Annotated in this window: 27 protein-coding genes; 11 read left to right on the plus strand and 16 right to left on the minus strand. The window is 70.0% G+C overall.

The features are described 5' to 3' along the window. Nucleotides 1–67 precede the first annotated feature (67 nt). Entirely contained in the window at nt 68–2,080 is a 2,013-nt protein-coding gene (locus ACK4SG_RS05745) for a DUF2075 domain-containing protein (RefSeq protein ID WP_409600581.1), read from the plus strand. 298 nt (nt 2,081–2,378) lie between these two features. Here the strand turns inward: ACK4SG_RS05745 and ACK4SG_RS05750 are convergent, their stop codons facing one another. Then, entirely contained in the window at nt 2,379–2,819 is a 441-nt protein-coding gene (locus ACK4SG_RS05750; RefSeq protein ID WP_409600583.1) for an FKBP-type peptidyl-prolyl cis-trans isomerase, read from the minus strand. Nucleotides 2,820–3,130: 311 nt separating this feature from the next. Here ACK4SG_RS05750 and ACK4SG_RS05755 point away from each other — a divergent pair, with 311 nt between their 5' ends. The 3 genes from ACK4SG_RS05755 (at nt 3,131) to ACK4SG_RS05765 (ending at nt 5,848) form a co-directional block, all read left to right on the plus strand. After that, nucleotides 3,131–3,523 carry a VOC family protein gene (locus ACK4SG_RS05755; RefSeq protein ID WP_409600585.1) on the plus strand — a complete coding sequence of 131 codons (393 nt, stop codon included), beginning with the start codon at nt 3,131–3,133 and terminating at the stop codon, nt 3,521–3,523. Between the two features lie 243 nt (nt 3,524–3,766). Further along, entirely contained in the window at nt 3,767–4,069 is a 303-nt protein-coding gene (locus ACK4SG_RS05760) for a hypothetical protein (RefSeq protein ID WP_409600587.1), read from the plus strand. A 144-nt stretch (nt 4,070–4,213) separates the two neighbouring features. Continuing rightward, nucleotides 4,214–5,848: a PAS domain-containing protein gene (locus tag ACK4SG_RS05765; RefSeq protein ID WP_409600589.1), complete on the plus strand. Its 1,635-nt coding sequence runs from the start codon at nt 4,214–4,216 to the stop codon at nt 5,846–5,848. A 36-nt stretch (nt 5,849–5,884) separates the two neighbouring features. Here ACK4SG_RS05765 and ACK4SG_RS05770 read toward each other — a convergent pair whose 3' ends face one another. The 3 genes from ACK4SG_RS05770 to ACK4SG_RS05780 all read right to left on the minus strand — a co-directional run bounded on the left by ACK4SG_RS05770 (nt 5,885) and on the right by ACK4SG_RS05780 (nt 8,875). Next, nucleotides 5,885–6,445 carry an SOUL family heme-binding protein gene (locus tag ACK4SG_RS05770; RefSeq protein WP_409600591.1) on the minus strand — a complete coding sequence of 187 codons (561 nt, stop codon included), beginning with the start codon at nt 6,443–6,445 and terminating at the stop codon, nt 5,885–5,887. A gap of 188 nt (nt 6,446–6,633) precedes the next feature. Beyond that, complete coding sequence (locus ACK4SG_RS05775) at nt 6,634–7,728, minus strand: esterase/lipase family protein (protein ID WP_409600593.1); 1,095 nt, start codon at nt 7,726–7,728, stop codon at nt 6,634–6,636. A gap of 424 nt (nt 7,729–8,152) precedes the next feature. After that, on the minus strand, nt 8,153–8,875 hold the full coding sequence (locus ACK4SG_RS05780) for an rRNA pseudouridine synthase (RefSeq protein WP_409600595.1): 723 nt from the start codon (nt 8,873–8,875) through the stop codon (nt 8,153–8,155). 103 nt (nt 8,876–8,978) lie between these two features. Here ACK4SG_RS05780 and ACK4SG_RS05785 point away from each other — a divergent pair, with 103 nt between their 5' ends. The 5 genes from ACK4SG_RS05785 to ACK4SG_RS05805 all read left to right on the plus strand — a co-directional run bounded on the left by ACK4SG_RS05785 (nt 8,979) and on the right by ACK4SG_RS05805 (nt 12,487). Then, nucleotides 8,979–9,836: a PA4780 family RIO1-like protein kinase gene (locus ACK4SG_RS05785; RefSeq protein ID WP_409600597.1), complete on the plus strand. Its 858-nt coding sequence runs from the start codon at nt 8,979–8,981 to the stop codon at nt 9,834–9,836. A 198-nt stretch (nt 9,837–10,034) separates the two neighbouring features. Further along, the gene (locus ACK4SG_RS05790) at nt 10,035–10,217 is read left to right on the plus strand and encodes a DUF2892 domain-containing protein (RefSeq protein ID WP_409600599.1); all 183 of its coding nucleotides are present in this window, start codon (nt 10,035–10,037) and stop codon (nt 10,215–10,217) included. A 199-nt stretch (nt 10,218–10,416) separates the two neighbouring features. After that, entirely contained in the window at nt 10,417–10,884 is a 468-nt protein-coding gene (locus ACK4SG_RS05795; protein WP_409600601.1) for a hypothetical protein, read from the plus strand. A gap of 164 nt (nt 10,885–11,048) precedes the next feature. Beyond that, nucleotides 11,049–12,131: a dihydroorotase gene (pyrC, locus tag ACK4SG_RS05800; RefSeq protein ID WP_409600603.1), complete on the plus strand. Its 1,083-nt coding sequence runs from the start codon at nt 11,049–11,051 to the stop codon at nt 12,129–12,131. A 71-nt stretch (nt 12,132–12,202) separates the two neighbouring features. Beyond that, the gene (locus ACK4SG_RS05805; RefSeq protein WP_409600605.1) at nt 12,203–12,487 is read left to right on the plus strand and encodes a hypothetical protein; all 285 of its coding nucleotides are present in this window, start codon (nt 12,203–12,205) and stop codon (nt 12,485–12,487) included. 236 nt (nt 12,488–12,723) lie between these two features. On the opposite strand, the gene ACK4SG_RS05810 is transcribed toward ACK4SG_RS05805, so the two are convergent. Continuing rightward, a complete protein-coding gene (locus ACK4SG_RS05810; RefSeq protein ID WP_409600607.1) occupies nt 12,724–13,767 on the minus strand; it encodes an ornithine cyclodeaminase in 1,044 nt (347 codons plus the stop codon). 129 nt (nt 13,768–13,896) lie between these two features. Between ACK4SG_RS05810 and ACK4SG_RS05815 the strand changes: the two genes are divergently transcribed. After that, nucleotides 13,897–14,316: an Lrp/AsnC family transcriptional regulator gene (locus ACK4SG_RS05815; protein ID WP_409600609.1), complete on the plus strand. Its 420-nt coding sequence runs from the start codon at nt 13,897–13,899 to the stop codon at nt 14,314–14,316. A gap of 114 nt (nt 14,317–14,430) precedes the next feature. On the opposite strand, the gene ACK4SG_RS05820 is transcribed toward ACK4SG_RS05815, so the two are convergent. From ACK4SG_RS05820 to ACK4SG_RS05830, 3 genes are read right to left on the minus strand one after another with little or no spacing between them, the layout of a single operon-like run. Next, entirely contained in the window at nt 14,431–15,156 is a 726-nt protein-coding gene (locus ACK4SG_RS05820; RefSeq protein WP_409600611.1) for an ABC transporter ATP-binding protein, read from the minus strand. After that, the gene (locus tag ACK4SG_RS05825) at nt 15,149–16,351 is read right to left on the minus strand and encodes an ABC transporter permease (protein WP_409600613.1); all 1,203 of its coding nucleotides are present in this window, start codon (nt 16,349–16,351) and stop codon (nt 15,149–15,151) included. The genes ACK4SG_RS05820 and ACK4SG_RS05825 overlap by 8 nt, the downstream gene beginning before the upstream one ends. Before the next feature lie 3 nt (nt 16,352–16,354). Further along, a complete protein-coding gene (locus tag ACK4SG_RS05830) occupies nt 16,355–17,596 on the minus strand; it encodes an efflux RND transporter periplasmic adaptor subunit (RefSeq protein ID WP_409600615.1) in 1,242 nt (413 codons plus the stop codon). Between the two features lie 218 nt (nt 17,597–17,814). Between ACK4SG_RS05830 and ACK4SG_RS05835 the strand changes: the two genes are divergently transcribed. Further along, the gene (locus ACK4SG_RS05835) at nt 17,815–18,510 is read left to right on the plus strand and encodes a hypothetical protein (RefSeq protein WP_409600617.1); all 696 of its coding nucleotides are present in this window, start codon (nt 17,815–17,817) and stop codon (nt 18,508–18,510) included. Between the two features lie 7 nt (nt 18,511–18,517). Here ACK4SG_RS05835 and ACK4SG_RS05840 read toward each other — a convergent pair whose 3' ends face one another. The 8 genes from ACK4SG_RS05840 to ACK4SG_RS05875 form a co-directional block, all read right to left on the minus strand. Then, nucleotides 18,518–19,858 carry a GAF domain-containing protein gene (locus ACK4SG_RS05840; RefSeq protein WP_409600619.1) on the minus strand — a complete coding sequence of 447 codons (1,341 nt, stop codon included), beginning with the start codon at nt 19,856–19,858 and terminating at the stop codon, nt 18,518–18,520. Then, nucleotides 19,855–20,352 carry a hypothetical protein gene (locus ACK4SG_RS05845; protein WP_409600621.1) on the minus strand — a complete coding sequence of 166 codons (498 nt, stop codon included), beginning with the start codon at nt 20,350–20,352 and terminating at the stop codon, nt 19,855–19,857. Before ACK4SG_RS05845 ends, ACK4SG_RS05840 begins: the two co-directional genes overlap by 4 nt. A 128-nt stretch (nt 20,353–20,480) precedes the next feature. Continuing rightward, on the minus strand, nt 20,481–20,693 hold the full coding sequence (locus ACK4SG_RS05850; protein WP_409600623.1) for a hypothetical protein: 213 nt from the start codon (nt 20,691–20,693) through the stop codon (nt 20,481–20,483). A gap of 62 nt (nt 20,694–20,755) precedes the next feature. Next, complete coding sequence (locus ACK4SG_RS05855) at nt 20,756–21,001, minus strand: hypothetical protein (RefSeq protein ID WP_409600625.1); 246 nt, start codon at nt 20,999–21,001, stop codon at nt 20,756–20,758. 189 nt (nt 21,002–21,190) lie between these two features. Further along, a complete protein-coding gene (locus ACK4SG_RS05860; RefSeq protein WP_409600627.1) occupies nt 21,191–21,745 on the minus strand; it encodes a BLUF domain-containing protein in 555 nt (184 codons plus the stop codon). Nucleotides 21,746–21,837: 92 nt separating this feature from the next. Beyond that, nucleotides 21,838–22,278, minus strand: coding sequence for a hypothetical protein (locus ACK4SG_RS05865; RefSeq protein ID WP_409600629.1), 441 nt, complete (start codon nt 22,276–22,278; stop codon nt 21,838–21,840). A 51-nt stretch (nt 22,279–22,329) separates the two neighbouring features. Then, complete coding sequence (locus ACK4SG_RS05870) at nt 22,330–23,196, minus strand: DUF6671 family protein (RefSeq protein ID WP_409600631.1); 867 nt, start codon at nt 23,194–23,196, stop codon at nt 22,330–22,332. Between the two features lie 10 nt (nt 23,197–23,206). Next, nucleotides 23,207–24,202, minus strand: a complete 996-nt coding sequence (locus ACK4SG_RS05875; RefSeq protein ID WP_409600633.1) for an L-threonylcarbamoyladenylate synthase — start codon at nt 24,200–24,202, stop codon at nt 23,207–23,209. Nucleotides 24,203–24,221 lie beyond the last annotated feature (19 nt).

Below are 24,221 nucleotides of genomic sequence, written 5' to 3' on the forward strand. Positions count from 1 at the left end.
GGCCTGATATGACGCGGCTCCGAGTCGTGTCGCTTCCGCTATCCTGGCGTCAGACTCAGGAGGCGCTATGGAACCCGCGCAGACTTCTTCGAGCGGCTATCGCCGCTACGGTTATGGACGGCCGCTCGCCGAATTTTTGGTCGCTGACTCGCGGACCGTGCTTGGAGAGCTGACTCGGCGCTCGGCATTCAGCATTGATCAAACACAAGTCTCCGCATGGGAGGGAAGCATCGAATGCCTTCGAGAAGCTTTGGCGCCAATCGATTTCGAGGGGTATCTGTTTCTTGAGTTCGATGTGCCCCGCCTTGGTCGGCGTATCGACGCGGTTCTGATTCTTCACCATGCTGTGTTCGTCATCGAGTTCAAGGTCGGCGCCAATGCTTTTTGTGCCGCTGATCTCGACCAGGTGGTCGACTACGCGCTCGACCTCAAGCACTTCCACGAGACCAGCCACGACCTGCCGGTGGTGCCGATCCTAGTCGCCACGGAGGCTCGCTCCGTTTCCGTACAGGCGGCGATGGACGCTGCCGCGCCGAACTTGTTTCTGCCGATGCGCTGCACGCCCAAGACCTTGGGGCATGGCATCGCTTTGGCACTGGAACTAGCCGATGGGCCGGCCATCGATGCTGATGCGTGGGTGCGCGGTCGTTACAAGCCTACGCCCACCATCGTCGAGGCTGCGATAGCGCTCTATGCCCGGCATGACGTGGCCGACATCTCGCGCAGCGATGCGGCCAACCTCGCCCAGACTTCGGGCTTTATCAGCCAAGTGATCACGCAGGCCCGCGAGCAGGGCCGCAAGGCGATTTGCTTTGTGACCGGGGTGCCCGGCGCGGGCAAGACGCTGGTGGGGCTCGACGTCGCCACGCAGAGCACCAATGCCGAGGCCGAGCTTCACGCCGTCTACCTCACGGGCAATGGGCCTTTGGTGCAAGTGCTGCAAGAGGCCTTGGCGCGCGACCGCGTACGCCGCGAAAAAGAGCAGGGGCGGGCGCTTGGCATCGGCGAGGCGCGCCGGCAGGTCAAGAGCTTCATCCAGAGCGTCCATCATTTCCGTGACGACGGGTTAGCCGACACCGCGCCACCCATCGATCATGTCGCGATCTTCGACGAGGCCCAGCGCGCGTGGAACCGCGAACAGACGGCCCGATTCATGCAGCGCAAGCGCGGGCAGGCGGGTTTCGACCTTTCGGAGCCGGAGTTTCTGATCTCCTGCCTCGACCGCCACCCTACGTGGGCGGTGGTGGTGTGCTTGGTCGGTAATGGGCAGGAGATCAACACCGGCGAGGCTGGCATTGCCGAATGGTTGAGCTCGGTCGAGCGTCGCTTCCCTGAGTGGGAGGTGTATGTCTCGCCCGAGCTGGGGCAGGACGACGCCACCGTAGCCGTGCTCAAGACGCACGTGCAGTCCCGCAAGAAGCTGCACGAGTCGTCATCCCTGCATCTGGCTGCCTCTGTGCGCTCGTTCCGCTCGGAACGCTACTCTGAGTTCGTGAACCGACTGCTCGACCTCGACGTTGACGGCGCCAAGTCACTGCTGCCAAAGGCCACGGCCCGCTTCCCGCTTCGCGTCACACGCGACCTTGCGGCAGCCAAGGCGTGGCTGCGTGCACGGGCCCGCGGTAGTGAGCGCTACGGCATTGTGGTGTCGTCCGGAGCGCAGCGGCTGCGCCCTCACGCTATCGACGTGCGTGTGAAGGTCGATCCCGTGCACTGGTTTTTGGCCGGCAAGGAGGACACACGTTCCTCTTACTACCTCGAAGACGTCGCCACCGAGTTTCAGGTACAGGGCTTGGAACTCGACTGGACTTGCGTGGTGTGGGATGGCGACCTGCGCCATGCTGGAAACGCGTGGACCTGCCACAGCTTCATCGGTGACCGTTGGACCAACATCCATAAAGACGACCGCCGAGCCTATCTCGTCAACGCCTACCGCGTGCTGCTAACTCGTTCCCGGCAGGGCACGGTGATTGTGGTGCCGCAGGGCGACGAGACTGACCCCACCCGCGCGCCGGCGTTCTACGACCCGGTGTATGACTACTTGCGGGCGGTGGGAGTCGCTGATCTCTCGGCCAGTTGAGAGTCGGGAAGTGAACTGAACCGCCCCGGCTTTCTCGGAGGCTCCAAACTTTGAGAAGATTGGAGTATGAACACAGAGAACCGGCACTAACCCGCGGTACGGGAGCGGGCGGTGCAGATGGTGCTGGATCACCAAGCCGAGTAAGGTTCAGAATGGGCAACGATCGGGTTGATCGCGACGAAGTTTAGGTGCCCTGCAGAGACGTTGCGCCGGTGGCCCATCGGTCAAGGCAGGCGTGGCGGGTCAGGGGGTGCGCCACTTCTGTGTGGGAAGTGCATCTGACCTCGGCGAGGTCACCTCACCTGCGCACGCCCAGCAGCTCCACCTCGAACACCAGCGACGCGCCCGGCGGGATGACGTCGCCCGCGCCGTCCTTGCCGTAGCCCAGGTTGGCGGGGATGCGGAGTTCGCGCTTGCCGCCCACCCGCATGCCGGCCACGCCGTCGTCCCAGCCGCGGATGACGCGCCCTGCGCCCAGCAGGAACACGAACGGCTGGCCGCGGTCGCGGGAGCTGTCGAATTTCCGGCCGCGCTTGTCGGGCGCGTGCTGGTCGTAGAGCCAGCCGGTGTAGTGCACGCTGACTTCGTCGCCGGCCTGCGCGACGGCGCCCTGGCCCGTGGCGATATCGATGCGCTGCAGTTCCGCGACATCGCCCCCGGTGTACGGCGGCGCTTGGCGGCAGGCGGTGAGCAGCAGGATAGACAGCGTGGCGATCAGGCGGAGCGTGCGGAGGGCCATGGCAGCGGTGTGGTGGAGGGCGGGGCAGGATACGTTGCGGGGCAGGCGAAGCGAATATCGGAACCACTACATCCGCTGGGGGCGCTCCCTGCGCGTTGCGCCCACCTTGCCCGATTGAGGAGCTGGGCAGGCCGGTTCCATCCGCCGGCCCCGCCGCGCGGCGCCCGGCATTATTTTCCTGCACAGGGTGAGCGGGAACGGGGAAGCGGTCCGCCGCACGCCCGTTGCATCCAATCGCCCCGCCGCCCGCGTTACTGCCACACTTTCCAGCCGCGCCCGGCATCCTGCCGGCTTTCCTCAGGAGCAATAGTATGTTCAGTCACGTGATGGTGGGGTCCAACGATATCGAGCGCTCCAAGCGCTTCTACGACGCGGTGCTGGGCCTGCTGGGCGCCGGCGAGCCCCTCCGCAACGTGTCGGGCAGCGGGCACGTGCGGCTGTTCTACCCACACGACGGCAGCATGTTCTGCGTCACCCAGCCCATCAACGGCGAGCCGGCTTGCCATGCCAACGGCGGCACGGTGGGCTTCAAGTGCGCCTCGCCGGAGCAGGTGCAGCAGTTCCACGACGTGGCGGTAGCCCACGGCGGCACGTCCATCGAGGACAAGCCGGGCCCGCGCCAAGGCGCGCTGGGCGCCATGCACCTGGCCTACGTCCGCGACCCGGACGGCAACAAGCTCTGCGCGCTGTACCGGGCGGGCTGACAGGGCCTGCGCTGGCCTGGCGGTCGGGAAGACGCCTCGCGCCTGCGGTATCCGTAACGGGGTCGGCGCCTGTCGTGGGCGCCGGCCCCGTTGCCTTGTGGGGCTGCCCGCGGGGTTGCCCGGCGCACGCCGGTGCGTGGGCCTGAACCGTGGCCAGCGGCGGATGACCGCTTCGCGGGAACCCCGCCGTTGGACGTAGGGTGCAGCCGGGCATCCGTCCGGCCACGACGACGGAGATACGGCATGAAGGCGTCCCTCATCCGCGCTGCCACGGCGGCGCTGCTCGTAGTCGGGTTCCATGGCGTCGACGCGGCTGCCGGCGATTGCGGCATGAACAGCAACAAGCCGTGCCCGCCGCCGGGGCAGACCACCGCCAAGGAGCCGGCCTACAAGAGCATGAACAGCAACAAGCCCGCCTCCCGCGCTGCGGCGCCGAAGACGGTGCAGGCCAACCCGCCGGCCGGCACGCCCGCCAAGGCCACCCTGACGGGGGTCAGCCCCAGCGATCTCAAGGTGAAGCCGAGGCCGGCGTCGACCATCGGCTAGGAGCCGGCGGGGAACAACTAGGGGCAGCAGGCGGGTGAGAGAGGTGCAGCGGCGCCTTGCACGCGCACGAACGTGAACGGTGCGAGCGGCGGCTGCCATGGCGGTGCTGGACGCGGCGCGGGCGCTCAGGGACGATGGCGATCTATGTCCGCCCCGACCACGCCGTCCGGCCACCTGCTGCAGCTGCTGCCCGAGGCGGTGGTGCAGACGGACGCGCATTGGGGAATCACCTACCTGAACCCGGCGTGGTTGGCGCGCACCGGCCATCCCGTCGAGGCCGCGCTGGGGCGCTCGCTGCTGGAGTACGTGCACCCGGATGACGTAGGCCCAGTGCGGGCGGGCATGCCGGTTTTCCGGCTGCGCTTCGCCGACGGCGAGTTCCGTTGGGTGCGGTTGCAGCTGCACCCGGAATCGGACGCAGCGGGGCGGGTGATCAGCCGCCAGGGCGTGCTGATCGAGATCACCGACGTCACCGAACAGGTGCTGGTGGAAGTGCGCCAGCGCTTCCTGCGCCTGCTGGAAACCATCGATGGCGTGGTGTGGGAGGCCGAGCGGGGCGTGGGCAACACCTTCCTCAGCCCGCAGGTCGAACGTTTGTTCGGCTATTCGGTGGAGGAGTGGCGCGCGGACCCGGGGTTCTGGCGTGCGCACGTGCACCCCGACGACCTGCCCGACGCCCTGGCCATCGACGAGGCGGCGTACAACGCGACGCACAGCTACGCGTACGAAATGAGCTACCGGCTGATCGCCAAGTCCGGCGAGGTTGTCTGGGTGCGCGACCTGTGCCGCGCGGTGGTGGAGCCGGGCCGGCCCAACCGCATGATCGGCCTGATGATCGACGTGACCCGGCAGAAGAACACCGAGTTGGAGCTGCTGCGTTCCGACAACCGCTACGCGCTGGCCACCCGCGGCTCCAACGACGGTATCTGGGATTGGGATCTGCGCACGGACGTGCTGCATGTGTCCGAGCGCTTCCACGAGATCCTGGGACTGGCGGACCAGCCGCCGGTGCACGACGGCGGTTGGCGCTTCCTGCAGCAGCACATCGACCCTGACGACCGCGCCCGCGTGCAGTCCGCGTATTGCCGGCACCTGGCGGGCGACAGCCCCAACTTCTCGGTGGATTTCCGCGCCTTCCACGGGGCGGGGCGGCTGGTGTGGGTGAACTGGCGCGGCGTGGCCGAGTTCGAGGACGGCGTGGCCGTGCGCATGGCCGGTTCGCTGAGCGACCTGGCCGAGCGTGGCAGCTCCTACGACGCGCTCACCAACCTGCCGGGCCGGCCGCTGTTCCGCGAGCGCCTGGCCCACGCTATCGCGCTGCACCGCCACGAGGCCAGCGGCGATGCCGGCATTCCGGCGCGATGGGGCACCACGGCATTCGCGGTGCTGCTGCTGGACCTCAATCGCTTCAAGGCGGTCAACGACACCCTGGGCCACCACGCGGGCGACCAGCTGCTGCAGCAGGTGGCGCGCCGGCTGGAGGACTGCGTGCGCACGGTGGACCTGGTGGCGCGCATGAGCGGCGACGAGTTCAACGTGCTGCTGGAGGCCATCGACCCGGCCGAAGCGGTGCAGCGCGCCCGCCAGATCACATCCGCGCTGGACGCGCCGTACTACATCGGTGGGCACGCCGTGCACGTCACTGCCAGCATCGGGCTGGTCAGCAGCACGGCCGGGCTGGCCACCATCGATGACTACCTGCGTGCCGCGGATGCCGCCATGTACCGCGCCAAGAGCGACGGGTTGGGTGTCTGCGTGTTTTCGCCGGACGACCGCTGAGCCTGCCGGTGCGTTGCTGCGCCCGGCCACGCAGCGTCAGCGCGCCACGTCCACCATCACTTCGTTGCGCCGCAGGAACCACGGCGTCCACGGCGGGTTGTACTGGGCCAGGGTGACCGGCCCGATGGGGTGCAATCCGCGCGCCTGCACCCATGCCAGCAGCGCCGCCGATTGCGCCTGCACGTCGTCGGGCCGCGCCAGCCCGGAGAACCGCCGTATAGCCAGCCGGGCCGGCTCGATGCGTTGCAGGCTGACCCGCGCATCGTTTGGAACGGGCAGGGTGTCCAGCGTCCACGCGCTGGGCATGGTGAAGCGCACCTTCCAGGTGCCCGCGGCGCCCGGCACCTGCGCGACCGGGGCGGTCATCGCGATCTTCTCGCCCACCGCCTGCTGCGCCACCGGCGCGGTCATGGCGATCTCCGCGCGCTTGCGGTTGCCGCCGAAGATGTAGTTGGCCAGCAGGCGGAAGCCCCGGTTGGCCGCGGTTTTCTGGTCGCCTTCGACAGTGACCTCGGCCACCACCAGGGCGGGGTAATCGCGCAGTTCGTGGTCGCCATCGCGCAGGACGGTGGCGTAGCGGGGTGTTTCAACGGCCATGGCCGGGCCTCCCAATAGCGCAGTTGCCAGTACGCCTGCCAGCAGGGCGTGTTTCCTTTGCATTCTGTCCTCTCACGGGGGGCATTGTGGCGTGGTCCTGTCGCGGCGCTTGTGCAGGCGGCTGGGCTTCACAGAGGTCTACGCAGGAGCCGGCCAAACAGACGCGGCAACCGCACGCGGCGCGACAGTCAGGCCAGCCAGCGCTCGATGGCAGCCACCGCCTCGCCGTGGTCCAGCAGGGCGAGGTGGCCGGCATTGCAGATGACCCGCCTGTCCATGGGGCCCAGCCCGGGCCCGCGCTGCGCCAGTGCGCTGGCCACCGAGACCAGGCCGTCGCCGCCGCGACGGAGGGTGCCGGCAATCGCGTGGCAGGCCACGCCCGCCGGCAGCGCGGCGGGTGATCCGTCGGCGGTCACGCGGCCGTGCCCCAGGTCCTGGATGCCGGCACTGCGGGTGCCACCCAGCGCAACGAACGGTGCCGTGTACGGGCTGAGGCCCAGCAGGCCATCGACGCGCTTGCCCACGCGCTCCAGCACGGCGCCGTGGTGCGGGGTGCCCAGGAAGACCAGATGCCGCAGCCGGTCCAGCCACGGCGCATCCGCTTGGCGCGCGTGTTCGCAGGCGCTGCGCGCGACCAGGCCGCCCATGCTGTGGCAGACCAGGGCGAGCTCGGCGGGCGGTGCGGGCCACGCGGCCAGCAGCGCGTCGAGTTCGGCCGACAGGTCACGGCCGTTGTCGGCGATCGCCCGGCCGCTGTTGTAGTGCAGGTACAGCGGCGTGTAGCCGAGCGCGCGCACCGCGGCAACGGCGCTGCCCGCGCCGCGCGGCCACTGGCGGTCGTGCATGCACAGCCCGTGCAGGAACAGCGCGATGCGCGGACGCGGCGGTTCGCCGGGATCGTCCTGGCGGATGGCCATGGGGATCGCCAGCGGATTGCCGGCCGCGGCCAAGCGGTCCCCCAGTACGCCGTTGAGGGCCGCGACCAGGTGCGCCCGTTGCAGGGGGTCGGATGCAGGTCCAAGTGCGTCGGCGAGTGGTGCCAGCGCGCGGTCCAGGCCCCAGCCCACCCCGCGCGCCATGCCGCGGATATTGCGGTAGACCATGCCGGCGATGCCCCGCGCCGGCTTGGCATGCGGTGGGCCGATCGGCGCCCGGATCGACGCGATGGTGGCGTGCATGCGCTCGACGATCCCGGTCACGCCCACCACGCCGTCCACTGCCAGCGCGGCGACGCCGCGGACGTCATGGGCGATGCGTGCGGCGTGGTCCTTGCGCGGCGTCACGGGTGACGCCTTCCAGGCAACGTGGGGATGCTGGCACCGATGTGCTCCATCGCAATCGCTTCCTTCTGGTCGGACGTTCGCAAGCGACGGGGCGGCAGCTTGGCGATCCGTGGCAAGGCATGCATCGGCGTATGACCGGTGGGGACGGGACGGACGCAGCGGTGCGGGGGCAGGGCGGCGACCGTGCGCCTCCGGGCCGGGCCGGCGGGCATCACCCCTTTGCCAGCTTCTTTTCCTTCTTGTCGGCCTTCTTTTCCTTCATCGTCTTGGCCGGTTTCTTCTTGTCCTGCTTCTTCTGGTCCATGCCCTTGCTCATGTGCGGCTCCTTGCGTGGCGTTGGCACGGCAGCGGTCGCTGCCGGCTGCCGGAGTATGCGCCCTTGGCACCGGGCCGCCCGGCCCGGACGGGCGCGGACAGGTCTGGACTAGAAGCGTTCGCCCACCGGCAGGTAGCGCCACAGGCCCGCCGGCATCTTCGCCAGCGACACCTTGCCGATGCGCAGGCGGCGGATCGACACCACCTCCAGCCCCACCTGCGCGCACATGTGGCGCAGCTGGCCGCCCTGCACGCCCTTCAGCGCGAAGCGCAGGCGGATTTCGTTCTGCCAGCTGACCTTGCACGGCGGCAGCGGGCGGCCGTTGTAGTGCAAGCCGTGGTTGAGCTTGCGCAGGCCGTAGGGCGCGATCTCGCCGCGTACCTCCACCACGTACTCCTGCTCGATGTCGTCGCGGTCCTCGGTCAGCCGCCGCCACACCCGGCCATCCTGGGTGAGCACCATCAGTCCGCTAGCCTCGGCGTCCAGCGGCACCAGCGGCGTCAGGCGGTGAAAGTGGCGCTCCAGCAGCGCGACCCCGGATGGATCCTCGGGCCAGCGCGAGGCCGGACTGACCAGTGCGGCGGCGGGCCTGGGCCCGCTGATGGTGTCGAAGCCGGCGGGCTTGTGCAGCAGGAGGGTGGCCGGCTCGACGGCCTCCACGCGCGCCGCCGGGTCTACAACGACCGCTTCGGACGACACCGGATGTGCGGGGTCTTCCACCACCCGGCCGTCCACGCGGACCCAACCGTTCTTGATGTAATGCTGGGCGTCGGTGCGCGAGCAGTGGGCGAGTTCGGCCACGCGTTTGGCCAGTCGAACTGGATCGGACATGCGGTGGCATCGGCGGAAGAGGACAGACAGTGTAGCGATCAGGCACTCTGTCGCCCCGGAGTTCCCCGCCAGTGCGGCGCTGGCTCCCCTGCTAAGAGACCTGATGAAAACGCCCCCAGCCCTGCAGCCGTTGATCGACGACGGCGTGATCGACGCGGTGATGCGGCCGCTCAAAAGCGGCAAGGAAGCCGCGGTCTACGTGGTGCGCGCGGGCGACGAGGTGCGCTGTGCGAAGGTCTACAAGGACATGGCGCAGCGCAGTTTCCAGCAGCGCGTGCAGTATCAGGAAGGGCGCAAGGTGCGAGGCAGCCGCGAGGCGCGGGCGATCGGCAAGGCCACCAAGTACGGCCGCAAGCAGCAGGAAACCGCCTGGAAGAATACCGAGGTGGACGCGCTGTACCAGCTGCGCGATGCCGGCGTGCGGGTGCCGGAACCGTATGGGTACTTCCACGGCGTGCTGGTGATGGAGCTGGTGGTCGATGCCGAAGGCCACTCCGCGCCGCGGCTGGGCGAGGTGGACCTCACGCCCGACCAGGCGCGCGAGTACCACCGGTTCCTGGTGCAGCAGGTGGTCAGGATGCTCTGTGTGGGGCTGGTCCACGGCGACCTGTCGGCCTACAACGTGCTGGTGGGACCGGACGGCCCGGTCGTCATCGACTTCCCGCAGGTGGTCAGCGCCGCCGGCAACAACGCCGCGCGCGCCATGTTGCTGCGCGACGTCAACAACCTCACCGCCTACCTCGGCGCGGTCGCGCCCGAGCTGCTGGACACCTGGTACGGCGAAGAGATGTGGGCGCTGTACGAGGCCGGCGAGTTGCGGCCCGACACCGAGCTCACCGGCGTCTTCGTCCCCGACGACACCACCCCGGACCTCGAGGGCGTGCGCCAGGCGATCAACGACGCGCGCGAGGAAGCCCTGATCCGCCAGCAGGGCCGGGAGGCCGCGGCCGACGCCGACTGAGCCGGTCGCTGGCCGCGTCCAGTGAGGCTCTCCCCACAGCGGAGCGGGCACATGTCCGGTCCGCGGGGACGAGCAGCCCTGGCAGGGCGGGCGCGGCGCGCCCGGCCAAGACGCCGGAGGGACGCCCGGGATTGACCACGATCAAGCTGCCGCCCTCAGGACGTGCCATGCTGTGCCTACCTTCCGGAGGATCTGCCCATGAAATCCAATGTCGGTGGCATCGATAAGTGGCTGCGCATCATCGTCGGCCTGCTGTTGATCGCGTGGGCCGCCACCGGTGGCCCGGTCTGGGCGTGGATCGGCGTGGTGCCGCTGGCCACGGGTGTGTTCAATTTCTGCCCGCTGTACCGGCTGATCGGCGTCAACACCTGCAAGCGCTGACCTGATCGGACGGGGCCCTCGCCGTCGCGGCGGCCTGCCCGCCAGGCGGCGACCGTCGCGCCGTCCGGACGTGGGCGGCGGGGCAGGGTGCGGAGGTGCCCAGTGCCGTTGCCGGGGCCGGATATCGCCCGGCGCGTGAACATGCGGCCGTTTCGCTGGCATGCTGGTGGCCAGTCCCGTCTTGGCTGGAGCCCGCGCCGTGCGCCCATCGCCTATCGCCTCCCGCATCGGCCGCATTCTCGCCGTGCCCTTCGGCCTGTGCTTCGCGGCGCTGGGCACCGTGGCCCTGCTGTCGGTGCTTGGCGTGCTGCCAGGCAAGGTGCCACCGACCGCCGCCTACCGGGTATTCGGCCTGTGCGCGTCCACCGTGTTCCTCGCCGCCGGCCTCGGCATCGTGTTGTTCGGGTTGGGGTTCCAGCGCGTCGCCGCGAAGGCTGGCGGGGTGGCACTGCTCGCCTTCCTGCTGGCCTTCAACTGGATCGCCTTCGGCCCCGGTCAGCGCACCTTCACCCGCAAGCTGTCCAGCAGCTTCACCGCGCCCTCGGTGTCGCAGGTCCCCGAATGGGAGGGCCGCGCCGTGTTCGGCATCGTCGCTTTGTTGATGGACGCATTGCTGGTGTACGGGGTAGTGAAGGGACGGAGGTCATCTTCTTCCAGCCGCTCCTGACGGCATCACTGCCGCAAGGCCCTGTGTCATGTAAGCCGCGATGCAGGGTTCAGGATGGAATGGCTTGCATCGGCGGTGACGGACACGGGCGTGGGTCTCCTGCGTCCTGCACCCGGCGGCTCTGGCAAAATCGCCCTGTCAGCCGTTACGGCCCCGGAGCCCCCATGCCCTCGCTTTCCCATCACGTTCCCGCGCCTGCAGCGGTGCCGGCCGGCACCACGCTGACCATCGCCCGGCCCGACGACTGGCACCTGCACCTGCGCGACGGTGCGCTGCTGGAGGCGGTGCTGCCGCACACGGCGGCGCAGTTCCGCCGGGCCATCGTGATGCCCAATCTGCGGCCGCCTGTGACCACCACGGCGCTGGCGGCGGCGTACCGGGAGCGGATCCTGGCGGCGCGGCCGGCGGGGTCGGACTTCGAGCCGCTGATGACGCTGTACCTCACCGACAACACGCCGGCGGAGGAGATCCGCGTCGCCAAGGCCAGCGGCTTCGTGCATGCGGTGAAGCTGTACCCGGCGGGGGCCACCACCAATTCCGATTCCGGCGTCACCGACCTGCGCCACGCCCGCGCGGCGCTGGAGGCCATGCAGGAGACGGGCATGGTGCTGACGATCCACGGCGAGGTGACCGACCGCGACATCGACGTCTTCGACCGCGAGAAGGTGTTCATCGAGAACATCCTGATCCCGCTGCGCCGGGACTTTCCGGGGCTGCGCGTGGTGCTGGAGCACATCACCACGCGGGACGCGGCGCACTACGTGCGTGACGCCGAGGGCGAGATTGCCGCCACGATCACCGCGCACCACCTGCTGTACAACCGCAACGCGCTGTTCACCGGCGGCATCCGCCCGCACTACTACTGCCTGCCTGTGCTGAAGCGCGAGTTGCACCGCCAGGCGTTGCTGGAGGCCGCCACCGGCGGCAATCCGCGCTTCTTCCTGGGCACGGACTCGGCGCCACACGCGCGCGGCGACAAGGAAGCCGACTGCGGCTGCGCCGGCTGCTACACCGGCCTGCATGCGCTGGAGTTGTACGCCACGGCGTTCGAAGCCGCCGGCCGGTTGGACCGTCTGGAAGGCTTCGCCAGCCACTTCGGCGCGGACTTCTACCGCCTGCCGCGCAACGACGGCACGGTGACGCTGCGCAAGGACGACTGGGTGATCCCGGCCGAACTGCCCTATGGCGAGCGCACGCTGGTGCCGCTGGCGCAGGGCGAAACGCTGGGCTGGCGCCTGGCCGGTTGATCCCGCCGCGACGCGTCCTCCACGCCACGTTGGGGTATCGTCGCGATCCTGTTCCCCCGCAGGTCGTTGCCATGAAAGCCACCGTCGTCGGTCTGGTCACCCCGCACATCCTGAGACTGCTGGACATCGCCAAACAGGCCGAAACCGGGGCCAACGTGGACTGGCACCTGCGCGATGCCGTGGCCCGCACGCTGGAGGACCTGCGCCAGCAGTTCAATGCGCGCGAATTGCTGGCCGCTTATGCCAACGGCCTGGAAATGGCGGCCCGGGATGCTGGACCCGGCCGCAGCGGCTATGCGGAGCAGCTGCGGGCAGCCGCCCGGATCGCCACGCGGGAAATCGATCGGCTGGATTGAGGGCGCCGCGAGCGGCCTGCCGGGCAGGCGCGCCCATCCACCGCAAGAGCCGGAACGCGGCGCCACCACGCTGCCGTCAGGCGGGGACGCCACGCCACGGAAGTCCACCATCGCGATGTTGCAACACATCGCCGGGCGGGCCTTGTCTCTGGCCTGCGGCTTTTCCGCGTCCGCCAACGGCGCTGCACTGCAGGCGGACGGCGGGGGTGTGCGTCGAGCTGCCGGGCCGCGGTTACTCAGGCGGCGGCGCGCGACGCCTGATGCCCCAGCAGGTGGCCCAGCAGATCCTTGGGGTTGTCCATCTGCGGCACCAGGTCGATCTTGGTGCCCAGCTTCAGCTCGGCGGCGCAATCGCGCAGCAGGCGCAGCGCGGAGTAGTCCTCCAGGGCGAAGCCCACCGAATCGAACACGGTGATCTCGTCGGCGTTGCGGCGCCCCTCGGCATGGCCGGCCAGCACCTGCCACAGTTCGGTGACCGTGAACCCGGCGGGCATCTGCTGCAGTTCACCCTCAATGCGGCTTTGCGGTTCGAACTCCACAAACACGCGGGCGCGCTCCAGTACAGCCGGGGCCAGCTCGGTCTTGCCGGGGCAGTCGCCACCAATGGCGTTGATGTGCATGCCCGGCTCCAGCATCGCGGCATCCACGATCACCGCATTGGTCTTGTCGGCAGTGGCCGTGGTGACGATGTCGGCGCCGCGGACCGCGTCGGCCGTGCTGGCGGCACGCAGCACGCGCAGCTTCGGTGCGATCACGGCGAGATTGGCGGCCAGCTTGTCGGTGGCGGCCGGGTCGATGTCGAACAGGCGCACTTCCTCGATTCCCAGCAGGGTGTGGAAGGCCAGCGCCTGGAATTCGCTCTGTGCGCCGTTGCCGATCAGCGCCATGCGCGATGCGTCGGGACGCGCCAGGCATTTGGCCGCCATCACCGAGGTGGCGGCAGTACGGATGGCGGTGGTGATGGTCAGCTCGCTGAGGACGGTGGGCTGGCCAGTGGCCACGTCGGCCAGCGCGCCGAAGGCCATGACCGTCGGCAAGCCGAATGCCGTGTTGCCCGGATGGCCATTGACGAATTTGAAGCTGTATTCATGGTCGTCGGCCACGGGCATCAGCTCGATCACGCCCACCGGCGAGTGGGCGGCCGTGCGTGCGGTCTTGTCGAAGGACTGCCAACGCCGGAAATCGGCTTCCAGGTAGCCGACCAGGCGGCGGGTCATTTCCGCGACGCCGTGGATGGCCACCATGCGGCGGATGTCCTGGATGGTGAGTAGGGTGGTCATAGTGCCTCCAGACGACGATTGCGGTGATGCCGTCATTTTCCCGGAGACTGCTGTCAATCCGAAATGGCAAAAATGTGTAATAAATGCTAATTTGTATATCACAATGACAATGATGATTGCCATATTGCAATGGACCAGCTCGATCACGCGCTGATTGCCGCCCTTCGCCAGGACGCACGCCTGCCGGTAGCGGCGCTGGCGCAGCGCCTGGGTGTATCGCGTGGCACCGTCAGCAACCGCATGGAGCGGCTGCAGCGGGAGGGGGTGATTACCGGCTACACGGTGCGTCTGCGGCCGGACCGCGCGCCCGCCGAAATCCGTGCCTGGATGTCGGTGGCGGTTGAGGGCAACCAGCAGTCGGTGGTGCGCGCTTTGCTGGGCGAGCCCGGCGTGGCGGCCCTGCATGACACCAACGGGCGCTGGGACCTGCTGGCCGAGCTGCGCGTCGACGATCTGGACGCCCTGTCGCGTACGCTGGAGCGTATCCGCAGGATCCCGGGCGTCAGTGCCACCGAGACCAGCGTGCATCTGCGCACTTTCCGCGGTTGATCCGCTGCGTTGCGCAGATCCGGCAGGCGAGCCACAGCGCGGGGCGGGGCAGGGGCGTGAAGAAGGCAGAGGCATCGCCCCGTGAGGCATGGGGCACATGCCGCGCCTGTGCCGTCAAACCTGCGGCGGGTTGGCTGCCATGCCGGCGCTATCGCTGTCGATGCGACCGTCCACCAGCTGGATCGTGCGGTCGCAGGTCTCGGCTAGGCGCGGATCGTGGGTGACCACGAGGACGGCGCAGCCGAATTGTTCATTGAACCGGCGCAGCAGGGTAAACACGTCCGCTGCGGTCCTGGTGTCGAGGTTGCCGGTGGGCTCGTCCGCCAGCAGCAGCGCCGGCCGCGTAACCAGCGCGCGGGCAATCGCCACGCGCTGCTGCTGGCCGCCGGAAAGCTGGTCGGGTTTGCGGTCGGCCAGTTTTTCCAGCCCCACGTCAGCCAGCAGGGCGCGGGCGCGATCCAGCGCGTCGCGGTCGGGCTTGCCGTGCGCCACCATCAGCGGCATCAGCACGTTTTCCAGCGCGGTGAACGCACCTATCAAATGATGGAACTGGAACACGAAGCCGATGTGCCTGCCGCGCGCGGCAGTCCGCGCCTCGTCGTCCATCGTGCGGGTGGGCTGGCCGAGCAGATAAAGCTCCCCGGCGGTGGGCGAATCCAGCAGGCCGATCTGGTTGAGCAGGGTGCTCTTGCCCGAGCCCGAGGGCCCCACCAGCGCGGCGAAATCGGCGCTGTCCACCCGCAGGTCGATGCCGTGCAATACCTCGACTTCGTTCGGCTGGCCGATGTTGTAGGACTTGCGCAGGCCTTCCAGCCGCAGCACTTCGCGCCGGTCAGGCATGGCGGATGGCCTCCACCGGGTCCAGCTTGGCCGCGCGCGATGCGGGCACGGCCGCGGCCACCACGCCGGCCACCGTGGCCAGCGCCATGGCCGCCGGGATCAGTGCCGGCGGCAGCGGGATATAGAACAGCTTCGGGCCGAACGTGTTGAACGCGCCGACCAGGCCCAGGCCCGCCAGTGCGCCGATCAGCGAGCCGACGAGGCCCAGCACCGCGCCCTGCACCAGAAACACGCGCAGCATCTGCCCGCGCCGCGTGCCCATCGCGCGCAGGATGCCGATCTCGCGTGTGCGCTGGGTCACGCTGACCGCCAGCACGCTGGCGATACCCAGCGCCACCGACATCGCCACGAACACGCTGATCATCCGGGTGGACATGCTCTGCGAGCTCAGCGCGTTCATCAGCTGCGCGTTGGTCTCCATCCAGCTTTCCGCCTTCAGCCGGGTCAGGCCACGGATGCGCGCGGCGCTGCGGTCCGCGCCGAACAGGTCGGCCACGGTGACGTCGATGACGGTCACGCCGCCGGGCAGGGCCAGCAGCGATTGCGCCTGCTTGAGGTCGAGGTAGACGTAGCGCGCGTCCAGTTCGCGCACGCCCAGTTCAAAGATGCCGGCGACGTTGACGATGGCCTCGCGGCCCTTGCCGGCGTCGATGCGCAGCTTGCCGCCGGTGCGCAGGCCCAGGTCCTTGGCCAGCTGGCGGCCGATCACCGCGTTGCCGGAGCCCAGGTCCAGCCGGCCGTCCACCATGTTGCGGTCCAGTGGGATCACCCGCAGGTAGCGCAGCAGGTCCACGCCCACCAGCGCGATGGATTGCACCGCCTCGCCGCGGCGGCCGAACGCCGGGCCCGACACCACTGGCGACACCGCGGTGATGCCGGGCAGCCGGTCCAGCACGTCGCGCACCTGCGGCCAGTTCACGATGGTGCGCAGCGCCTGCGCGCGGCGGTCTTCCAGCACCAGCTGCAAGGTGCCGGGCGGGGCGGGCGCGATGCGGTTCACTTCATCCGGCGCCTGCACCCGGATGTGCGCCTGCGTGCCCAGCGTGCGCTGGATGATGTTGGCCTGCAGGCCGGAGATCAGCGCGGTGACGAACACGATCACCGACACGCCCACGGCGATGCCGAACAGGATCAGCAGCGACTGCCCGCGCCCCTGGCGCAGGAACCGCATGGCGATGGTGATCTCGATCCACATCGCTCAGTTGAACTTCACGGGCAGCTCGCGGCGGGTGGCGGAATCGCCGGCCGGCAGCGCCTGGGCCGCGATGCGCACGCGGTCGCCGTCGGCCGGCAGCGCGTCGGCGCCCAGTGCACTGGCGGCCACCACGTGGTCGCCGGCGCGCAGGCCCGCCACCACTTCGCTCATCGCCAGCCCGCGCAGGCCCAGCGTCACCACGGTGCGGCGCACGCGGCCGTCGCGCACGACGAGGACCGTGGCGCGGTCGCTGCCGTCGCGCGCGTCGAGCAGGGCATCGTTGGGCACCGCCAAGGCGCTCTTGCGCTGGCCGGTCAGCACGGTGACGGTGACGGTCATGTCCTGGCGCACGAAGTCGGCCTTGGGGTCGATCCGCAGGCGCACGTCCACCGTGCCGCGCGCAGGGTCCACGCCCGGCGCGATGTGGTGCACGGTGGCCGCGAACGGCCGGCCGGGGAAGGCGTCGGCGATGCAGGTGGCGCGCTGGCCCACCCGCAACCGCGCGATGTTCTTCTCGTCCACCGGCAGCAGGACCTCGCCCGGCGCGTCGGCGGCGATCTCCAGCAGCACGTTGCCGGGGCGCACGGTGTCGCCGGGCTCCACGCCGCGGGTCAGCACGGTGCCGGCCACGGTGGCGCGGATCACCGCACGGGCCAGCGCGGCTTCGGCGGCGGCCAGCTCTTCGCGCGCCAGCGCTTCACGGGCGCCCCCGGCCAGTGCGTCCACCGCCAGCCGCGCCTGTTCGGCCGCGGCGCGCGCGGCCACCACGGCCTGCGCGGCCTGCTCCACGCTCTCGGGCGCCACCAGCTGGCGCTGCCCCAGTTCACGGCGGCGGGCATAGTCGCGTTCGGCCTGGGCCAGCTGCGCCCGCGCCTGGCGCAGGCGAGCCTCGGCGTCGGGGCGTTCGGCCTGACGCAGTGCAGCCAGGGCGGCGCGGGCCTGGTCACGGCGGGCTTCCAGGTCGCGCGCGCGCAGCACGACCAGCACATCGCCCGGTGCCACCCGGTCGCCCTCCATCACCCGGCGCTCCAGCACCAGTCCGGTGATCTCCGGGCCCACCTGCACCCGCGACGGTGCGGCCACGCGGCCGGTGGCCACCACGTTCTGCACCAGCGGGCCGGCTTGCACCGCGTAGCCCGGTAGGACCGGCCCACGCAACTTGGCCACGCCCCACAGCGCCAGCAACCCGATTGCCACAACCGTGGCGGCGAGCCATCCGAGGCGGCGGGGCAGGGCAAGGGGCATGGCGAGGATCCAGTGGGGCGACCCGTCATTCTTGCCGACGCGGGGCGCGGGTGTCGATGCGTGGCCGCGGCAGGCGCGCCGTTCCGCGTTTTAGCAAAGATTTAGGAAACCCTTAGGCACTCCTTAGCAACGAAACCGGAAGCAGGTCGATAGCCTGCTCGCGCTGGCCGGCTGTGTCCGGTCGGATCCCTTTTCGATCGCTTTTCCCTGGAGTTCCCATGCAATCGCAGTCCCGCTACAACATGTACGAAGTCATCCACAAGGCGCTGCGCGCCCGCCTGTCCCGCACGCTGGTCGCCATCGGCCAGCTGGACGTGGACGACGAGCCCAGCTTGCGCGAGCTGGAGGCCGAGGTTGCCACCACGCTGGCGATGATGCGCGGCCACCTCGCGTCCGAGAACGCCTTCGTGCACACCGCGATGGAGGCCCGCGCGCCCGGCTCTACCCGCCGCATCGCAGAGGAGCACGCGCACCACGAGGACGACATCGACGTGCTGGCCGCGGCCTGCGCCACCCTGGTGGCTGCCGCGCCGGGCGAGCGTGAGCCGTTGGCGCAGCGCCTGTACGTGATGTTCGACCTGTTCGTGCAGGACAATCTCACCCACATGCGCCACGAAGAAGACCACCACAACGCGGTGCTGTGGGCGATGTACAGCGACGCTGAGATCCTGGCCATCGAACAGGCGCTGGTGGCCGCGCTGCCGCCGGAGAAAAAGGCGCTGTACCTGCACGCCATGCTGCCGGCAGTGCCCACCCGCGACCGTGCCAAGCTGCTGGGCGGGCTGCGCCAGGCGCTGCCGCCAGAGGCGTTCGCGGGGCTGTATGCGTCGGTGCTGCCGTTGCTGGACGCCCCGGCGCAGCGCCACCTGGCCGCGGCGCTGGGCGAGCCCGTGGCACTGGCCGACGCCGCCTGAGCGGGACTCAGGCCATCTCCAGCAGGGTGACCCGCCGGTCCACGTGCAGGCGCAGGCGCCCGCGGCCGGTTTTTTCCAGCCGCAGGGCGCCGCCGCGCTCGGCCAGCCGCTTGCCCAGCAGGATCAGTCGCGCTTCGAGGTTGTCGGTAATGTCCGGCAGCCCGATGGCCGGGTCGCGTCGCAGTTCGCGGTTGGAGAAATCCACCCGGCCGTCGCGGGTGTAGGCCTGCAGCAGGCGCCACAGGATGGCGCCGGCGACGCCCTTGATCAGGTAGTCGTCGTCGAGGAACAGGCTGTTGTCGCGCGCGTAGCGGCGCACCTGCAGCGGCGCGGCGTCGGCGGCATCCGGCGCCGCGGCCTGCGCGGCGGGAGCGTCGTCCTCGGCGTCTGCGCAGTCCTCCAGCGCCCGGATCGCCCACGCCAGCGTGCCGGCCAGGCTGGCCAGCGCGTCCTCGTCGTCGTGGTTGAAGCGGCCTTCCTCCGGGCTTTCCACATACAGCAGGCCGATCGCCTCGTCGCCCAGCAGCACCGGCACGGCCAGCTGGCTGCCGGGTTCGGCCAGGCCCGGGAACGGGATGGCCATCTCCAGCGGGTCGGCCAGCCCGCGCGCCAGCGCGCTGTCGCGCACGGCGCGGCCGTAGGCGTAGTCGGCGGCGCTGTAGTTGATGCGGATGGGTACGCCTTGCTGCGCGGCGACGCCGATGACGCCGGCACCGTCGGGGATCTCCGAGCCCACGCCCGAGCTGGCATACCCGCGGCTGGCCACCACGAACAGCCGCCCGCGGCCGCGGTCGCGCAGCAGCACCATCGCGTGGTGAATGTCGAAGCGGGCGTCCAGCGCTTCCAGTAGGGTTTCGAACAGCCCGGACATGGTGTCCGCGCGCGCGAGCTGCGCGGCGGCCTCGCGCACGCGCGGCAGCAGCCGCTTGTGACGCAGCGGGGCGGCCGGGGCGTCGTCCACCGCCGCCACGTCCTCCACCGCATAGACGTCGCTGCCGCGCAGGTGGAACACGCCGCTCATGCCCGAGTGTGAGGCGATGCCGGCCAGCCGCGCCTTCATGGTCTCGAACAGCGGGCCTTCGCTTTCCGTGCGCAGGTAGCGCAACTGCAACCGGTAGCGCGCGCCGCTTTCGGGATTGATGACGAACGCGGTGGCCTGCGGGTTGGCCAGCACGTTCTGGCGGGTCTTGTTGAAGAACTGGAACGACAGCGCCACGTGCCGTGCATCCACAAGATGGATCTGCGAGACATAGCTGATGTTGGGCGTACCGTCCGCCGCGCAGGTGGCGACCACCGCCGGGATGCCGCCCTCCATGCATTCGCGGATGGCGAACAGGTCGATGCTCACCGGCCGCCCTCCAGGCGCTGACCGGCCTGTGGCCCGGGGGTCTGCTCGAAGCCTTCGTGCGGATGGCAGGCGATGGCGATGCGATCAGCCGGGGGCGCGTGCAGGATCGCCTGCGGGATGGCTGCCGGATAGCCGTAGTCGACGATGATGGCCGCGAACGCCCGGGTGTAGGCGTCCACCGCGGCATGGTCGTCCGCGTCGAGTGCCTGCAGGCGCGCATCAGTCGCCTTGAGCTGCAGGGTGCGGTGGCTGACGATGTTGGAGAACACCACGGCGACCTGGCCGGTGGCGGCGATGTCGTCCAGCAGCGTCCCGGCCTGCGGGCCGTTCACGAACAGCCGCACTTCACCACCCGGCAGCACCCGGCAGCCCACGCCGCGCGTCACCGACGGCCGCAGCCGCGCATCGCGCGCGCCCAGACTCATGGACACGCCGGACTGCATGAAGGCGGCGCGGTCCGCGTCGAACCAGGCGGGGAGGTCGGGCTGGGGCATCGCGGGGTGGGCAGCGATGGGACGGACGCGGATCATAGCGCCGCATCGACTTGGCCGCGTGCGCAACGGCGAGGTCTGAGCGGAAAAGGGAACTGTCGGTGCGGTTCCCCTGCGGCGATGTCAGCTAGCTAGCGCGCGGCGCGGGTCTTGGGTGGCGGCGTCGGGGGCTTGCGTTGGGCTGCGTTGGAGCGGAACGAGGTCGGCGTGTATTTGCGTAGCGGGGTATTGCCAAGGACCTGGATGCGCCCGCCGCGGCGGCGGAACTCGGCGATATCGGCGGCGATGCTCTGGTGGGTGGCCTCTCGGGTGTCGACAGCGGGTGGCGTTGGCTTGCGGGCCATGCTTCTCCTTAACTGTGGGGCGAGTGTTTTAAAATTATATTCAAAATCAATAAGTTAGTCAATTAGCGCGATGGCCGTAACAGTTCCCGTTGCGCCACCGCGGTCATTTGCGATCTCTGTCCCAGCGGATTGCCCAGCAGCAGCGTTTCCAGGCCGGGCAGCAGATGATCGATCCAGAGGTTGATCCCCGCGGCGAAGAAGGAGATGGCCGGGCGGGCTTTCATGGCCGTCGCGGCGGCCATCAGCCGGGCCAGGTCCGGCTGATGGAGTGCCCAACCGGCCAGCATCAGGGCACTGGCGACCAGCATGCTGGAGACCACGACTACGGCCAGAGGGTGCGGGCTGCGCAGGGGACGACGACGATGGGCCGGGCGGACAGCGGGTCTGTCATCGCGCCGGATGGTGGTAGCAGGCGCTGCCCGAAAACCGGCGGCCCGATATGCGGCGAGTCGATCGCGTCTCCGCCGCGTTCCCGTGTATCCGCCCGGGAACTGCGCTCAGGTCAGCACCGCCACGAGCAGCGCCACCAGCGCCACGGCGAGCGCCACCGCCGCCAGCCGGAAGGCGCGCGCGGCGCCGGCATCCGGCGCGGGGGCAGGCGCCACCGACGGTTCCGGCGCGGCATCGCCGCCGGTGCGCAGCATGTCGAGCACGGCGGCCACGGTGGCGGCGTCGAAACGGTAGGGATCGAACGTCACCAGGCCCTGGCGCTGCAGCAGGGCCTGCATCGGCGCGTCCAGCGGCACGTATTTCATCGACCATGCGGCGAAGCTGGTGCGATCGATGGGCTGGCGGTCCAGCACCTTCAGGTCGGTGTGACGCGGATCGCGCTGCAGCGCGGCGTAAAGCCGATCCACGTCCTGCGCGCGCCCCTCGAGGCACTGGAAAAAGCAGCCGTCGCCGAAATACAGCGCTCCCACCAAGCCGCGCCGGGCATTGTTCAGCCGCGACTGCGACAGGATGCGCGCCACGTTGGGTTCGATGCCGCGCTCGGCCGGCATCGGGGTGAAGGTGGAGCGGCTGACGTAGACGATCCGGACGAGATCGGACACGGTGATACCCCCGATAGCGGCGACATACCGCATACGGCAACGCGGCCGGGCCGGATGCGGCTGCGCGGAGGCGGGAGATCGGGACGTCCCGGTCAGCGCCAGCCGACCACGATGTTCAGATGCTCGTGGTCCCGCACCAGGCGCAGCGGGCGCAGGGCGATCACCAGGTCCTTGATGGTGAAGCCCAGCGCCAGCACGCTGCCGACCAGCAGGCCCCAGCCCCAGGCCGGCAGCACGATGCGCCACGGCAAGCCGCTGCCCAGCACCACCAGTCCGGCCAGCACCCCGGTGCTGCCGAGGGCGGATTCCAGGCACAGGCAAGCCATGCGCCGCGGCTGACCCGCGGTCGGCGCGGTCCGGCGCCGCCACAGCAACCAGAGGTCGCGCAGCAGGCCCTGCAGGAGCAGCAGCACCGCGCCGACCAGCAGCAGCGTGCCGACGCCGGGCGCTGCCGGGAGGCGCGCGCCCATGGCCCACGCTGCGGCGGCGCCCATGGGGATCAGCGCAAGTTCCAGGCGTTCGGCATGGGTCATGGTGCTTCCTACGCAGCGGGTGGCCTACAGGATGCAGGGCCAGGCCCCCGCTCAGGGATTGCAATGGTCGCAGTGGGCCGGGTCGGCCAGACTCTGCCGGACCGGTCGTTCCGCCGCGTGGCCGCAGCCGTCGCACTGCAGGCGATGCGCCCGCGCCAGCGCGGTGGGACGCCGGCACCAGCCGCAGGGCAGGCCTGGTATCGCCATAGCCGGCACGTAGCCCGGCCGGCTGCAGGCCGGGCAGCGGCTGCGCCATGTCCGCACCAAGGCCAGCGCGGCGCGGCGGATCCGGCGCATCCGCCGCGGGCAGCGGTGTGCACGCAGGTCGGTCTCCAGCCAGGCCTCGCCGCGTGCCGCCAATTCGTGGTCCACCGCTGCGACCAGTGCGGCCTGGTCATCAAGCGCCTTGTACAGACCGAGCTGCGGTGCCGGTGCGCCGTCGGCCATCGCCATCACGATCAGGCCTTGTGCCGGAAATCCCGTTTGCTGCGCCAGCGCCAGCGCGGCCTCAACCGAGGCGACCCGCTCACCGCGGGCATAGGGCGCCGGTGCGCGGTGCCAGCCGGCCAGCTCCAGCCCGTACACGCGGTCGATCAGCAAGACCAGCTCGGTGCCCAGCGGCACGAACGGCAGTGCCGGATGCGGGCCGAAACTGCCTTCGCTGGCCAGTCCCACCGTGGCGTCGGGGCAGCAGGCAAAACCGGCAGCGATCTTGGCCCGTGCAGCGTCCAGTGCGCTGCCGGCGCGCGGGATCTCGCGGCTGAAAGTGCCGAAGCGGTCGCTGTCGAAGTGTTCGGGCACGACCACGTGCAGCCCGGTGAAACGTGCCAGCACCGGCCCGATCGCGGCTTCTTTGCCGTGCAGGGTGGCCAGCACTGCGGTGCGGCCGGCCAGCGCGTCCAGTGGGGGCGATGACATGGGGGGGTGCTCAGTCGGTCGGCACGCTGCCCTGGCCGGCGGCACGCAGTAGACGGTCGCGCAGGGCGTCGGCGGGGCCGTCGCCTTCCGGCAGTTCCGCCACCACCACATCGACGCCCAGCATGTCGGCCTCGCGCAGCAGGCCATACAGCCGCTGCATGCGGGCATCAAGCGTCTCGCCTGCGGCCAACCAGACCAGCGCAGGGTGGGGCTGGGCGGGCGCTGTGGCTGAGAGTTGCGCAACCCGCCGGCCGGCCATCAGGTGGTGTGCAACCCGTTCGGGCAGGGCATGGGTGGCGACGCATTCCACCTGCGCACGCGGACTGTAGTGGCGCTTCATCAGGCCGGGCGCGCGGGTGCCGGCGGCGGGTTGCAGGCGAACCTCGCGCTGCAGGCAGTCGGCGATCTGGGCGGCGCTGATCGCACCTGGGCGCAGGATGCGCGGCCTGTCGTGACTCAAATCGACGATGGTGGATTCGATGCCGACCGTGCAGGGGCCGCCATCCAGCACCAGCGGCAGGGCATCCCCGAACTCCTCACGCACATGGGCGGCGGTGGTCGGGCTGACCCGCAGGTGGCGGTTGGCTGATGGCGCGGCGACCCCGCGCCCGAGGCGGCGCAGCAGCGCCAGTGCCACCGGGTGCGCCGGCATCCGCAGCGCCACCGTATCCAGCCCGCCGGTGACCACGCGGGGCACGTCGGGACGTGCCGGCAGCACCAGGGTCAGGGGGCCGGGCCAGAACGCGCGCGCCAGTGCCAGCGCGGCGGGCGGTACCTCGGTCGCCCATTCCTGCAGCTCGTCCACGGCGCCGATGTGCACGATCAGCGGATGGTCGGCCGGGCGCTGTTTGAGTGCGAAGATCGCGCGCACCGCGTCCGGGTTACGGGCGTCGGCGGCCAGGCCATAGACGGTTTCGGTGGGCAGGCCGACCAAGCGGCCCTGCATGAGCAGGGCCGCGGCGGCAGCGAGGTTGGCCTCGGTGGAGGCGGGCAAGACAGGATCCATGCCCGCCATGGTGCCATCC

The organism is Thermomonas sp. (assembly GCF_046293095.1).
Classification (GTDB): Bacteria; Pseudomonadota; Gammaproteobacteria; order Xanthomonadales; family Xanthomonadaceae; genus Thermomonas.

Excerpts from the sequence above, each read along its gene's own strand:
- ACK4SG_RS05825 (WP_409600613.1), bottom strand. The coding sequence starts at position 16,351 with ATGTGGATCGAGATCACCATCGCCATGCGGTTCCTGCGCCAGGGGCGC.
- ACK4SG_RS05755 (WP_409600585.1), top strand. The coding sequence starts at position 3,131 with ATGTTCAGTCACGTGATGGTGGGGTCCAACGATATCGAGCGCTCCAAG.
- ACK4SG_RS05820 (WP_409600611.1), bottom strand. The coding sequence starts at position 15,156 with ATGCCTGACCGGCGCGAAGTGCTGCGGCTGGAAGGCCTGCGCAAGTCC.
- ACK4SG_RS05805 (WP_409600605.1), top strand. The coding sequence starts at position 12,203 with ATGAAAGCCACCGTCGTCGGTCTGGTCACCCCGCACATCCTGAGACTG.
- ACK4SG_RS05760 (WP_409600587.1), top strand. The coding sequence starts at position 3,767 with ATGAAGGCGTCCCTCATCCGCGCTGCCACGGCGGCGCTGCTCGTAGTC.
- ACK4SG_RS05810 (WP_409600607.1), bottom strand. The coding sequence starts at position 13,767 with ATGACCACCCTACTCACCATCCAGGACATCCGCCGCATGGTGGCCATC.
- ACK4SG_RS05850 (WP_409600623.1), bottom strand. The coding sequence starts at position 20,693 with ATGGCCCGCAAGCCAACGCCACCCGCTGTCGACACCCGAGAGGCCACC.
- ACK4SG_RS05865 (WP_409600629.1), bottom strand. The coding sequence starts at position 22,278 with ATGACCCATGCCGAACGCCTGGAACTTGCGCTGATCCCCATGGGCGCC.
- ACK4SG_RS05765 (WP_409600589.1), top strand. The coding sequence starts at position 4,214 with ATGTCCGCCCCGACCACGCCGTCCGGCCACCTGCTGCAGCTGCTGCCC.
- ACK4SG_RS05750 (WP_409600583.1), bottom strand. The coding sequence starts at position 2,819 with ATGGCCCTCCGCACGCTCCGCCTGATCGCCACGCTGTCTATCCTGCTG.
- ACK4SG_RS05835 (WP_409600617.1), top strand. The coding sequence starts at position 17,815 with ATGCAATCGCAGTCCCGCTACAACATGTACGAAGTCATCCACAAGGCG.
- ACK4SG_RS05875 (WP_409600633.1), bottom strand. The coding sequence starts at position 24,202 with ATGGATCCTGTCTTGCCCGCCTCCACCGAGGCCAACCTCGCTGCCGCC.
- ACK4SG_RS05770 (WP_409600591.1), bottom strand. The coding sequence starts at position 6,445 with ATGGCCGTTGAAACACCCCGCTACGCCACCGTCCTGCGCGATGGCGAC.
- ACK4SG_RS05870 (WP_409600631.1), bottom strand. The coding sequence starts at position 23,196 with ATGTCATCGCCCCCACTGGACGCGCTGGCCGGCCGCACCGCAGTGCTG.
- ACK4SG_RS05785 (WP_409600597.1), top strand. The coding sequence starts at position 8,979 with ATGAAAACGCCCCCAGCCCTGCAGCCGTTGATCGACGACGGCGTGATC.
- ACK4SG_RS05790 (WP_409600599.1), top strand. The coding sequence starts at position 10,035 with ATGAAATCCAATGTCGGTGGCATCGATAAGTGGCTGCGCATCATCGTC.
- ACK4SG_RS05845 (WP_409600621.1), bottom strand. The coding sequence starts at position 20,352 with ATGCCCCAGCCCGACCTCCCCGCCTGGTTCGACGCGGACCGCGCCGCC.
- pyrC (WP_409600603.1), top strand. The coding sequence starts at position 11,049 with ATGCCCTCGCTTTCCCATCACGTTCCCGCGCCTGCAGCGGTGCCGGCC.
- ACK4SG_RS05780 (WP_409600595.1), bottom strand. The coding sequence starts at position 8,875 with ATGTCCGATCCAGTTCGACTGGCCAAACGCGTGGCCGAACTCGCCCAC.
- ACK4SG_RS05855 (WP_409600625.1), bottom strand. The coding sequence starts at position 21,001 with ATGCTGGTCGCCAGTGCCCTGATGCTGGCCGGTTGGGCACTCCATCAG.
- ACK4SG_RS05830 (WP_409600615.1), bottom strand. The coding sequence starts at position 17,596 with ATGCCCCTTGCCCTGCCCCGCCGCCTCGGATGGCTCGCCGCCACGGTT.
- ACK4SG_RS05815 (WP_409600609.1), top strand. The coding sequence starts at position 13,897 with ATGGACCAGCTCGATCACGCGCTGATTGCCGCCCTTCGCCAGGACGCA.
- ACK4SG_RS05745 (WP_409600581.1), top strand. The coding sequence starts at position 68 with ATGGAACCCGCGCAGACTTCTTCGAGCGGCTATCGCCGCTACGGTTAT.